This is a genomic window from Pelomonas sp. V22 (assembly GCF_030014915.1).
Classification (GTDB): Bacteria; Pseudomonadota; Gammaproteobacteria; order Burkholderiales; family Burkholderiaceae_C; genus JAUASW01.
The window spans coordinates 1,368,180-1,379,367 of the sequence record NZ_JAGIXS010000001.1 but is presented as its reverse complement, the minus strand read 5'-3'; the positions used below and the strand labels follow the sequence as shown (position 1 = coordinate 1,379,367).

Annotated in this window: 9 protein-coding genes and 1 tRNA gene; 4 read left to right on the top strand and 6 right to left on the bottom strand. The window is 60.3% G+C overall.

Features of this window, described 5'->3' with window-relative positions:
* Window positions 1-144 precede the first annotated feature (144 nt).
* Window positions 145-1,062, top strand: a complete 918-nt coding sequence (locus J7U46_RS06245) for a hypothetical protein (protein ID WP_282823952.1) — start codon at window positions 145-147, stop codon at window positions 1,060-1,062.
* A 61-nt stretch (window positions 1,063-1,123) separates the two neighbouring features.
* On the opposite strand, the gene J7U46_RS06240 is transcribed toward J7U46_RS06245, so the two are convergent.
* Both J7U46_RS06240 and J7U46_RS06235 read right to left on the bottom strand, forming a co-directional pair.
* The gene (locus J7U46_RS06240; protein WP_282823951.1) at window positions 1,124-2,137 is read right to left on the bottom strand and encodes a hypothetical protein; all 1,014 of its coding nucleotides are present in this window, start codon (window positions 2,135-2,137) and stop codon (window positions 1,124-1,126) included.
* A complete protein-coding gene (locus tag J7U46_RS06235) occupies window positions 2,127-3,794 on the bottom strand; it encodes an N-6 DNA methylase (RefSeq protein ID WP_282823950.1) in 1,668 nt (555 codons plus the stop codon). The genes J7U46_RS06240 and J7U46_RS06235 overlap by 11 nt, the downstream gene beginning before the upstream one ends.
* 214 nt (window positions 3,795-4,008) lie before the next feature.
* Between J7U46_RS06235 and J7U46_RS06230 the strand changes: the two genes are divergently transcribed.
* Together J7U46_RS06230 and J7U46_RS06225 are read left to right on the top strand one after the other, a co-directional pair.
* Window positions 4,009-4,224 carry a DNA-binding protein gene (locus J7U46_RS06230; protein WP_282823949.1) on the top strand — a complete coding sequence of 72 codons (216 nt, stop codon included), beginning with the start codon at window positions 4,009-4,011 and terminating at the stop codon, window positions 4,222-4,224.
* A gap of 16 nt (window positions 4,225-4,240) precedes the next feature.
* The gene (locus tag J7U46_RS06225) at window positions 4,241-6,037 is read left to right on the top strand and encodes a replication endonuclease (RefSeq protein WP_282823948.1); all 1,797 of its coding nucleotides are present in this window, start codon (window positions 4,241-4,243) and stop codon (window positions 6,035-6,037) included.
* On the opposite strand, the gene J7U46_RS06220 is transcribed toward J7U46_RS06225, so the two are convergent.
* The 3 genes from J7U46_RS06220 to J7U46_RS06210 all read right to left on the bottom strand — a co-directional run bounded on the left by J7U46_RS06220 (window position 6,030) and on the right by J7U46_RS06210 (window position 8,508).
* Window positions 6,030-6,728 (bottom strand): protein phosphatase 2C domain-containing protein, encoded by a 699-nt coding sequence (locus J7U46_RS06220; protein WP_282823947.1) that lies wholly within the window; start codon window positions 6,726-6,728, stop codon window positions 6,030-6,032. The genes J7U46_RS06225 and J7U46_RS06220 overlap by 8 nt on opposite strands.
* A gap of 1 nt (window position 6,729) precedes the next feature.
* Window positions 6,730-8,151, bottom strand: coding sequence for a serine/threonine-protein kinase (locus J7U46_RS06215; protein ID WP_282823946.1), 1,422 nt, complete (start codon window positions 8,149-8,151; stop codon window positions 6,730-6,732).
* A 280-nt stretch (window positions 8,152-8,431) separates the two neighbouring features.
* A tRNA-Met gene (locus tag J7U46_RS06210) sits at window positions 8,432-8,508 on the bottom strand.
* A 79-nt stretch (window positions 8,509-8,587) separates the two neighbouring features.
* On the opposite strand from J7U46_RS06210, the gene ftsY reads away from it, so the two are divergent.
* Window positions 8,588-9,649 carry a signal recognition particle-docking protein FtsY gene (gene ftsY / locus J7U46_RS06205; protein ID WP_282823945.1) on the top strand — a complete coding sequence of 354 codons (1,062 nt, stop codon included), beginning with the start codon at window positions 8,588-8,590 and terminating at the stop codon, window positions 9,647-9,649.
* A 132-nt stretch (window positions 9,650-9,781) separates the two neighbouring features.
* Here the strand turns inward: ftsY and ffh are convergent, their stop codons facing one another.
* On the bottom strand, window positions 9,782-11,173 hold the full coding sequence (gene ffh, locus J7U46_RS06200; protein ID WP_282823944.1) for a signal recognition particle protein: 1,392 nt from the start codon (window positions 11,171-11,173) through the stop codon (window positions 9,782-9,784).
* Window positions 11,174-11,188: the final 15 nt, after the last annotated feature.

The window sequence follows — 11,188 nt, the reverse complement described above, 5'->3', positions numbered from 1 at the left end:
GTTCGCGCACTACCCCTAAGGACACTTTCCTTAGGGAGCATCCCTAAGGAAGTCGTCCGAAGCCCGCCGACGGGCGTTTAGCGGGTCGTCATCAACGCCGGCGAATGCAGAATGCACCGCTGCAGCGAGTTCCAACACCAATCCATGACCCAGGCATCCAAGGCAGACATTGACGCCATCCTGAAGGAGCGATTTCCACTCTTGCCTCTGATCCAGGCGTTTGCGTCGTTCGAGGAGTCACAGAAGCGCGGCGCTATCTCCGCGGCGGCGCCCACGCCTGCAGCGCCGAGTGCCTCAGCGATCAAGGCGGAAATGGACGAGTACCGAACTCGACTAGAAGCGTTGCCCGCAGCGGAGGTCGCCCAGCTGGCCGTGCAAAGCCGCGCCAAGCTTGCGGCGAAGGTGGCTGCCGCGGAACGCGAGCGAGAGGCGAAAGCCGCTGCAAAGCGAGCGGAGAAAGAGGCTGCACGCTTCTACAACCTGCCCGCCGCAAAGGCCGACTACGAGTTTTGGTGCAAGGTGGAATATTGGACGGCCGATGAAGCCGCCGCCCTTTTGCTAGGGCGAGACCCAAGATCAGTCAACCCTGCCACGCTCGCCGCAGAATTGAACAAGGCACCCGGCCTGCTCTCATTTGAAAAGCCCGCAGCCCCCGCGGCATTTCATAGTCAGTACGACGGACTCCGAACGCTGGTACAGCGTTCGCGGGCCCTGCAAGGCCCGCAATGCACGCCAATCCATGTTGTTGAATGGGCTGAGGAAAACCAGGCCATCAAGATCGATCCCGCGTTGAAGCGCGCGGCCAGTAGCGCGGCAAGGTTGGCGCCGGCCGTCGCCAAGGCGGAAGAGTTTCAAGAGCCAGCACAGCGCTCGCCGAACGGGACTGCCAAGAAATGGTCAGCTGATGATCTAGCCCAGCTCAGCAGATTCCGCGAGAAGCACGGGACCAGGGCTGCCGCCGAGGAGTTCGGGATTTCCGAAGCCCGCGTTCGAAAGCTGCTGCCCAAGATCAAAGTAGCTGCCGCCAGCCCGTTCGCTGGGCTGACTCACCGAATCAAGTAGCGCGACCTCCCCCGTTACCGTAACGGGATCCGTACGGTAACGGTAACGACAACAGATACGGCTACAAAGCTGCGCGACGTCGTCGAGCTTCGCGATGCATCGTGACCGGTGTAGCGCCGAGAACCCGATCGACCATCACCGCAAGAAACCGCCCGGGTGATAGTTCGTCGGACACGTCAAGAATCTTGACGCTCGGAAGGCTCGCAACAATGCGACCCAGTTCAGATTCAGCAGCGGCTTGTTCGCCTGACGCTTCGCCATCCTGACCCGCCTCCACGCCAGGCTCTGGAATAACAGTCGCCGGAACGTCTTCGCCACCGTCCGCAACTGCGACGGAATCCGAATACTCCATCATGACAAGGCAGGTGGCGTGATAGGCGTCATCCTCCCGCCCAAGCTTAGCCAGCAGGTCCGCGAGCCACTCGGCGGTCAGCGGCTCTTTCGTGAGGATTTCTGAGCGCAGGCCAAACACGAACCCTAGCGCCGCCAGCGGGTGCCTGAGGCGCAGGTTTTTTGCATCGCCATAGGATTCTTCGATTCGATTTGGGGCGTTCTTCCCATACGAGGAATCCATGCGCTTGGTCGAAATCAGCACCTCAGGTCCAGTTGACCAATCCGACATGACGACATCGACTTGCTTGATGTAGTTCTTGCCGAGAATGTTGGCGCTGGAGGAGGTAACTCCCGAAATCGAAGCGCGAGCATTTATTCGCGCCTCCAATTGAGCGCGATCCCTCACGGGAAGGTCTTCCAGCAACTTCACTACGGTCGTAGGCAGCACGCGCGGCGGAACTGGACGAGGCCAGATCGCATTTGGATCGAACCCAGCCCGGCGTAGCTCATAGCTCAACCAGACGTCCAGGGCGAGTGCAGGCACGCCGCTTTGCGTAGCCGCCTTGAGGTAGAGCGGGACGCCCAGCAATAACGTAAGCGTGCGGAAATCCGGCGCATAACGCAGCTTCCCGCTGGGCCCAATTTCCCACGGATTGCTATGGTTCCCTTGAGGGGCGGCTGTCGCGACGATGTGGTCAAAGAGTGGCCAGGCTCTGGCCCTGATAGACGGTTCAGTGGCCACTCGCCCCCCTTACTTTGCGACGATCAGCAAGCTCCGCACGAGCCAATCGGACTTGTTCAACTTGCTTTTTTGTCATCCGCCTGGAGCCGGTCAACAGCGCTTGATCCACAAGCTCCACTGCCTGCAGGAGTTCTCCTGCGTCCAGCAGCCGAGCAACGGAATCCTTGATCGAGCGAAGTGCATCGGCCCTTGCTGAAACTAGCGTTGGCGAGGGCATTGCCCAAACGTCTGCCTCTTTCGGCTCGATCTTCAACATCCCGCCGCCATAAGAGCGGCCGGCCATTTCAGCGTGAAGGAGCGTGACCGAATTCAGGCTCGCCAAGGGCAAGAGTTCTCGACCGAGATCACGGTGCTCAGGACGAAGATAGACGCCGTGAACTGAGTTCAAGTGGCGCGCGCCCGCTTCGTTGGTCGTGAGTCGAGGGGTATCCGCATTCATGCAAGTCAGCAGCAAGTCGGCAACGCCGACTAGCGGTACGCGGTGCCAGATCTTGCGCACGCGGCATTTGTAGGCGGTATCGACACCAGTGCGATGCCCATCGGCGATATATGCCGCGGCCTCTGCAGAAGGCCGATCACTGGGATAGAACAGTAGCGTAGACCCACCTTGCTTCCCAATGTCGGTCAGCATCGCGTCGGAAAGCACCAAGCCGCGTAGGTGTGCGCTCCCTGGGGGGGAGAGTCGAAGCAGTTCTTTGCTACGTAGACCGAGTTCCTTTGCGCGCGCCGGAGAGAGGGTAAAGAATTTGTTGTTCCCCGTCACGATTCCAAGAGTGGTATCGCCCCAGGATTCAAGATTCACAAAGTGTTGGGCTCTAAGCAGTTGCTGCAACGGCTCAACGGCTGCTCCGTCGACGATGCTGCTAGTCCATTTGGCCGCAGGATCTAGCGGCGTCCAAGACTGCCCAATTCCAAGTGATGCGAGATCCGACGCATTTCTGGACTGTCGGATAGTCGCGTGATTCGCCGGTCCCTGCCGAAAACCGTCGGCTAGCAACAAGACGACGTCGGCCTCAGCCTCAGGAAATACTTGCTCATTGAAGAGTACTAGCTGCACTTCTCGAAAGTGATCGAACAGGAACCGACGTACTGGGGCAGCGTAGTTCACTGAAAGAAGTTCTGCCGGAAGCACTAGCCCCAGCCGACCACCATCCTTGAGGAAAAGGGCAGAGTGAATTGTGAAAGCTGCCCAACTGGACGCCAGGGCCGATAGCGAAACACCTGCCCTCAAAGCGGCAGCGCGCGCCCGAGCACGTCCTTCCCCGGCAAAGTCTTGGTATCGGATATACGGCGGATTTCCGATTACGGTGTCGTAGATAGGTTCGGGGTCTACAACAAAGAAGTCGCTCTGTTTGATTTGGGGTAGCCCCCCCGCATCTCGCACCCTTTGCCGAGCGACACGTGCGCTATGCGCATGAATCTCAACACCGGCCACTGCTGGCTGCGCCTCAGGATCCCTAGACAACTTGCGAAGCCGATCCACAGCAGCAACGAGGAATGCTGCGTCCCCTGCGGACGGCTCCATCACCGAATCGTTTGCCTGTCGGATAGCCCAATCGGCAATGAATCTGGTGATTTCGTCGGGCGTAAAGAACGCGCCACGCTCCTTGCGAAGCGCAGGCGTGTCTTTGGGATGGATGGCATGCAGTCGAGTCACCGGCTGAGTTTACGTGGCAACGAACAGGGTCCGTAAGAGGCGCCACCCGACCGACGAACCGACACGGCCGCTATTGCGCAACCGTTGCGGCATGACTCGAAATAGTCATTTCTTGACAATGACTTAGGCCGCGACAGCTGTTGCGGCATTGACCGCAATACGGGTTGCGCTTCGATTCTCCGGTCCATGTTCAACACGCCTCGACGGCAAAAACATGGAATCGCAGACCCTCAACCTGATCCCGCTTGATCGCGAAGCCCGCGCCGCACTCCCCACCCCCGAAGCGGCCCGGCATCTGAACCGCGCTCAGCAGACCCTCCGTCTTTGGGCCATGCGAGAGAACGGCCCCATCCGGCCCATCCGGATCAATGGTCGACTGGCTTGGCCTGTCTCCGAGCTCCGAAAGCTGCTGAACGTCGCTGCTGCCTGACAGTCGAGGTTCCCCCATGGTTCGACTCCCAACGGATGCGGAATGGGTCGAAGGCCGTATTCGAGGCCTCCCCCCGCGCTGGCGGCACAAGCTGCGACGCCGCTGGGAGCAGCGCAGCGTTGACGACTACGTAGGCGCCAACGTGGAGCTGCGCGAAGCGACGGCCGCACTCCTCAGCGTCCGCGTATCGCTCGATGCCTCCGATTCGGAAATTTGTGACGCAGCAGAGCGCCAGGCGCTGCGCTGCCTGGACCGACTGGCGCTAACAGTCACTGTCAAGCAAGCACGGGCCTCGATGGAACGTGTTTGCATCGGCCAAGGCATCACGCCACCATCCGAGGAAACAGAACACGGCCCGGCACTCGCGCGTATGTGCTGCCCGCTTTGGTGGCGGCGCAAGCTACGCAAGCACCACGGCCAGACCGTCGAAGGCGCCGCCGTACGGCTGGGCTACGTAAATCGCTTTCGAGACCTCTACGTCAGCAACGAGCGGCTTGCGGAGCGAACCCAACAGAACAAGCGTAATGCCTCAATGCTTGAGGCCACCACGGCGCGCAATGATGCAGGCCAGGTTTTCACCCTCGCTGAGCTCGCGGCCAAATCCACTGCGAGCAAAGCGATTCGCCGGGCCGAGTTGATGACCCGCATTGCCGGCTTCGAGCGCTACGCCGATGCCGAGGGCTATCAAGGCGTGTTCATCACGCTGACCTGTCCCAGCCGATTCCATCGCTACATGATCGTCAACGACGGCAAGGCCGCCGTTCCTAACCCCAAGTACGACTGGCACGAGACGCCGGCTACCGCGCACAAGCACCTCACGCGCGTTTGGGCGCGCAGCCGCGCCGCACTCGCGCGACAAGAACTCCGGCCCTTCGGCTTCCGCATCTCAGAACCTCAACACGACGGCACCCCGCATTGGCACATGCTGCTGTTCTGCCCGCCGGCGGAGGTTGAACAGCTCATGGCCACCCTTCAGCGCTATGCCCTTCAAGATTCCGGCGACGAAAAAGGCGCGCTACAGCACCGCTGCGACTTCAAGCTGATTGACAAGGCGCGCGGCACGGCTGCCGGCTACATCGCAAAGTACGTTGCGAAAAACATCGACGGTGAGCATGTCGGCGACGACCTTGAAGGCCGCCCGGCCACAGAAAGCGCCAAACGCGTCGAGGCCTGGTGCAGTACGTGGCGCATTCGGCAATTCCAGCAGATCGGCGGTCCACCCGTGAGCGTCTGGCGCGAACTGCGGCGGATCAAGCACCTTCCGGCTGACGCACCGGTGCACCTTCATCACGCTCATCGGGCCGCGAACAAGCAGGTTCAGCGTGACGGCGACGAAACTGCAACCGTGGCTTGGGATGCCTACTGCCGCGCGCAAGGCGGCATTGCGTGCGGCCGCAATGCCGCCATCAAGCTCACGATGCGTGAGGCGGAGGGCCTAGGACGCTACGGCGACGCGGCCCCGCCTCGCCCCGTTGGTGTCGAAACTTGGTCGCATCAAACCGGCGACGCGGAAGGCAACGGAGAGCAAGCCCAGCGCTGGCAGGTCGAGTCTGAACGCAGCGTATGGACGATTGAGCGGGTGCCCGCTCGCCGCTTTGACTGGCGGAGCTTTGATGCTGAGTCGGCGACGCCGGCGCAGCCTCGGACTAGTGTCAATAACTGTACGCAGCCAAACGTCGACGGAACCAAATCTCCGACACCTGCGGCCTCTCAACACTCCTACGTCCGCAGTGGGGCGTTGTGCTATCCGCCTGGCAGTTCACCTGCTCTAGACGCGGGTCGAATACTCGCCCCCTGGGGGAAACTTACCTAATCTCTGCGCAAACTGCCGTCGCATCGTCGACTACGCCTTTTGAAAGCAGAAGATCTTCTAGTGAGCCGAGGAATCCACTCACGCTTTCGGAACTAACGGAAGCCGCTACGATTTCTTTTTTACTGACCTGCTTATACAGGCCATCCGTCAGGAGTAGTAACCTATCCCCAAGCTCTACTTCAAAGTCGGAGCACTCCAACTCATATGTTCCACTACTACTCATCGCCGACAAGAGGACGTGCCTCCTGGGGTATCGAAGTGCGCGCTCTGGTGTAAGGACGCCTTCTTCTATTAGTTTAGCGACCTCTGTTTGATCGCGCGTCCGAGTAAGCAGGCCAGCACCGCGAATATGATATAGCCGCGTATCTCCAACATGCCCGACCTCAACACGCTTACCACGAACCCTGCAAGTCGTAAGAGTAGTGCTCCATTGCCCCTCATTGCCAATCGCAGCCGCCTGAATTCTGTCGCTCACTTTGGCAAATATTTCTTCAGTCTTTAGAGTCCAAGAAAACTCAAGGGCAGTCGAAATGGCAAGCCTAGCCGCATCTCCGCCATATTGCGATGATCCAACACCATCCGCAATGGCGATGAACACATCGCCATCGTCAGAAAGTAAATGCGCCTCTGCGTCAAAATTCTGACGCCCAACAACCGGCACACTAAATGATGAAATACTCTCGCGACTCAATTTAGCCGCCCCAGAGTTTATGTAGCGGGAGGGCCAGTGCGGTGCGACTAACATTAATCGAACGTTCTAGGTGTCCGATATCTGAAAGTACATCGATGCCACCAACTTCCACATCCATGACGATTCGGTCAGCAACTGCAGCATCAAGTGAGTGCCCCGCAAGCTGCATAAAGCGCCTTTCAACGAACCATCGGTTATGTGAAACCCCTAGGCCTAGCATCGACAGCAACACTCGCGCCTTAACGGCCACTTCGCCTAACTCGAACAGCCAAGTCAACTTGTCGACAACGACATCGCAATAGTCGAAGTCAAATTTCCCACGGCATGCGTCGACATAGTCCACATAGTAGCTAGCAAATGCCATTAACAGGTCGGGGGCCTCGCCTGCCAATGCTTCCATATGAGGCCGGCTAAAGGACCGAAGGATCAAGTCCTTCGCTTGGGTGAACGGCGCCAATTCCTCAAGCAAGAGGAACACACGATCCCAGTCCTGCTCTGCAAGCACTACGCCAGAGCGCAGCAATTCAATAACGTGCTCTTCGCGCGGGGATCCAAATTTCGGCGGAGCCTTCTGCAACGCCTCATACAACGCAGCACGCAAATCTGCAATCGTTGCATATCTACGAGCGGGTAGACTCTTTGTGCATTTTGCAGCGACTAGGCCAATTGGGCCGTCAATCGCTACCTCTGTATAAGGAACACGCGCCAGAGGACCGACAAAGATGTCAAATAGAATTACTCCAAATGAGTAGATATCAGACCTTGCGGTCGCTCGCTTAAAGTTGGATATCAACTCAGGCGCGGCGTACCTTTCGGTCCCGCCCTGCGCCCCCGTCATGGTCAGCGTCGTCGCGTCACCTGCGGTAATTTTTATCAGACCGAAATCCGATATTGCGTATCGCGGCGAACCATCCTGATTGCGCAATCGCAGAATATTTTGAGGCTTGAGGTCGCGGTGATATATACCTTGGCCATGAAGTCCTTCAAGTCCAGCGAGAATGTCAAACAGTGCTTGGTGTGGCGCACCATTTAACGTGTGATCGAACGACAGGTCCTGTGCAAGAGTCGCCTCAGCAAGCTCCATTACAAAAAATGGAGGATTGGAAGCAAGGTTGCTCTCAAAAACCTTGACCACATTTGGATGATCAATGCGCGCTTGATATGTTGCTTCGCTGAAGAAGCGGCGCCTAAGTTCCTCAATGGTGACATGCCCCGCTGCGATAGCGTTGGTCACCGCCGCACTTGGCTCAAAGACCTTAAGCGCAACAACTAGTCCAGTGTCGCTTCGAGCCCGCTCCACACGCCCAAAAGCGCCGCGACCAAGCGTTCCCTCCAAGGTGTAGTTCGCCATGAGATCCAGCGCGAAGTGATAGAGCCGAGCATTGTAGGCAGGGTACCCAACGCCCAAGGTCTTCTCGCGCACGGGTTAGCGCGGAGCAGGAGCGCCGTCTAGCCGCGCTCAAGGGGAGGGCCGCCCCTCGCTGGCTCAGACAAAGCGACCAAAGGATTCTGAGTCCTGGCAGCCGGGCCTAGGGCACAGCTGGCCAGCACGAGCTTGCCAAAGGACGCATTGGTGGCCGTGGACTGTTGCTCGCCGCTATTGCGCCTACAGATTGCCTACAGGTGTGACTGTAGGCAGAAAGCAAAAAGCCACCGCTAGGGTGGCTTTTGCGCCTAAGTACTTGTCGTACAAAGACTTTATTTGGTGGCGCTTCAGGGATTCGAACCCCGGACCTGCGGATTATGATTCCGTCGCTCTAACCGGCTGAGCTAAAGCGCCTCAAGCCCGCCATTCTAGCCAAGTTTTGGAAGACAATGCAAGCCTCTTTCGCGGCCTCTGCAAAAAAGCGCATTTCTCGATGTTCAGTTTCTTCAAGAAGAAGTTTGGCGGTGGCTCGAACGCCGATGCAGCGCCGCTGTCGGAGGCCGTGGTCCAGGCGCCCATGCCTGCGCCTACCGCTGTATCCACACCTGCACCAGCTCTCGAGCCTGCTGCCGTGCCGGCACCGGTCGAGGCTGCGCCGCGCAAGAGCTGGCTCGACAAGCTGCGCCAAGGTCTGCGCAAGACCGGCTCCAGCATCGCCCAGGTCTTCACTGGCACGCAGATCGACGATGCGCTGTATGAGGAACTGGAAGCCGCGCTCTTGATGGCCGACGCCGGCGTCAAGGCCACCGAGTTTCTGCTTGAAGACCTGAAGCGCCGCGTCAAGGAGGCCAAGGCCACCGAGCCGGCGGCCGTGCGCGGCCTGTTGATCGATGCGCTGGCCGATCTGCTGAAGCCGCTGCAGAAGTCGCTCGCCATCGGCGCTTCGCAGCCGACGGTGATGATGGTGGTGGGCGTCAACGGCGCCGGCAAGACGACCAGCATCGGTAAGCTCACGCGCCATCTGGCCGATGCCAATGCCAAGGTGCTGCTGGCGGCGGCCGACACCTTCCGGGCGGCGGCGCGCGAGCAGCTCTCGGTGTGGGCGGATCGCGCCCAGGTCGAGATCGTGAGCCAGGAAGGCGGCGACCCTTCGGCCGTGACCTTCGATGCCGTGGTGGCCGGCCGCGCGCGCGGCTGCGATGTGGTGATCGCCGACACGGCGGGCCGCCTGCCGACGCAGCTGCACCTGATGGAAGAGCTGAAGAAGATCAAGCGTGTGATCGCCAAGGCCGAGGCCTCGGCGCCGCATGAGGTGCTGCTGGTCGTTGATGGCAACACCGGCCAGAACGCGCTAAACCAGGTCAAGGCTTTTGACGACGCGCTGGGCCTCACCGGCCTGATCATCACCAAGCTCGATGGCACGGCCAAGGGCGGCGTGCTGGCGGCCATCGCCCGCGAGCGCGCGATTCCGGTCTACTTCATCGGCGTGGGTGAGAAGCTGGAAGACCTGCAGACCTTTGATGCGCGGGAGTTTGCGCAGGCGCTCCTGGAGTAAGCGCTCGGCATTGCATTTGCGCCCGGCGCCGGGCCGCCCCAAGGCGGGCGCCCAGAAGACAAAAGCCGGGTCAAGCCCGGCTTTTGTCTTCACCCTCTCGGAGGGTGGCTCGCGTACCCGCGAGCCGGGAGTTCACATTCCAGGCATGCCACCGCCGCCCATCATCTTCTTGAGGCCACCCATGCGCTTCATCATCTTCATCATGCCGCCGCCGCTCATCTTCTTCATCATCGACTGCATCTGGTCGAACTGATTCAGCAGGCGGTTGACGTCCTGGATCTGCACGCCGGCACCTTGAGCGATGCGGCGCTTGCGGCTGGCCTTGCTCTTGCCGTCTAGCAGCAGGGCGGGCTTGGCGCGTTCCTTGGCGGTCATCGCGTTGAGGATGCCTTCCATGCGGCGCATGTCGCGCTCGGCCTTGTCCATGTCGGCGGCGCCGGCCTTGGCGGCCATCTGCGTGGGCAGCTTGTCCATCAGGCTGGAGAGGCCGCCCATTTTCTTCATCGACGAGATCTGCGACAGGAAGTCGTTGAGGTCGAAGCCATCGCCTGACTTCAGCTTGCCGGCCAGCTTCTCGGCCGCCGCCATGTCGACGCCCTTGGTCACTTCCTCGACCAGGGCCACGATGTCGCCCATGCCCAGCACGCGGCCGGCATGACGTTCGCCGTCGAACACCTCCAGGCCGTCGATCTTCTCGGACACGCCAGCAAACTTGATCGGCGCGCCGGTGATGCTGCGCACCGACAGCGCCGCGCCGCCGCGTGAATCGCCGTCGAGCTTGGTCAGCACGATGCCGGTAAGCGGCAGTGCTTCCTTGAAGGCCTTGGCGGTGTTGACCGCATCCTGGCCCTGCATCGCATCGACGACGAACAGCGTCTCGACCGGGTTCAAGGTGGCATGCAGGTCGCGGATCTCGGCCATCAGCGCTTCGTCGATGGCCAGGCGGCCGGCGGTGTCGACCAGCAGCACGTCGAAGTAGTGCTTCTTCGCGTAGTCGATGGCGGCCAGCGCGATGTCATGCGGCTTCTGGTCGGGCGCAGAAGGGAACCATTCGGCGCCGGCCTGCTTGGTCACCGTCTTCAGCTGCTCGATGGCGGCGGGGCGGTAGACGTCGGCCGAGACAGTGAGCACCTTCTTCTTGCGCTTCTCGATCAGGTGCTTGGCCAGCTTGGCCGTGGTGGTGGTCTTGCCCGCGCCCTGCAGGCCGGCCATCAGGATGACGGCAGGCGGCTGGGCGGCGAGGTTGATGTCGGAGACGCCTTCGCCCATCGTAGCGGCGAGTTCCTTGTGCACCACCGAGACCAGGACCTGGCCGGGGTTCAGCGAGCTGACCACTTCCTGACCCAGCGCCTTCTCTTTCACGCGGGCGATGAAGTCGCGCACCACCGGCAGGGCCACATCGGCCTCGAGCAGGGCCATGCGCACCTCGCGCAGCATGTCCTGCACATTCGATTCGGTGATGCGGGCCTGGCCGCGCATCGTTTTGACGAGCAGGCTCAGGCGATCGGTCAGAGTGGAGGCCATCGGGGGTTAGCGCCA

What these genes read in the sequence shown, in the direction of transcription:
- J7U46_RS06245 (WP_282823952.1), top strand. Translation starts at nt 145, where the DNA reads ATGACCCAGGCATCCAAGGCAGACATTGACGCCATCCTGAAGGAGCGA.
- J7U46_RS06230 (WP_282823949.1), top strand. Translation starts at nt 4,009, where the DNA reads ATGGAATCGCAGACCCTCAACCTGATCCCGCTTGATCGCGAAGCCCGC.
- J7U46_RS06225 (WP_282823948.1), top strand. Translation starts at nt 4,241, where the DNA reads ATGGTTCGACTCCCAACGGATGCGGAATGGGTCGAAGGCCGTATTCGA.
- ftsY (WP_282823945.1), top strand. Translation starts at nt 8,588, where the DNA reads ATGTTCAGTTTCTTCAAGAAGAAGTTTGGCGGTGGCTCGAACGCCGAT.
- ffh (WP_282823944.1), bottom strand. Translation starts at nt 11,173, where the DNA reads ATGGCCTCCACTCTGACCGATCGCCTGAGCCTGCTCGTCAAAACGATG.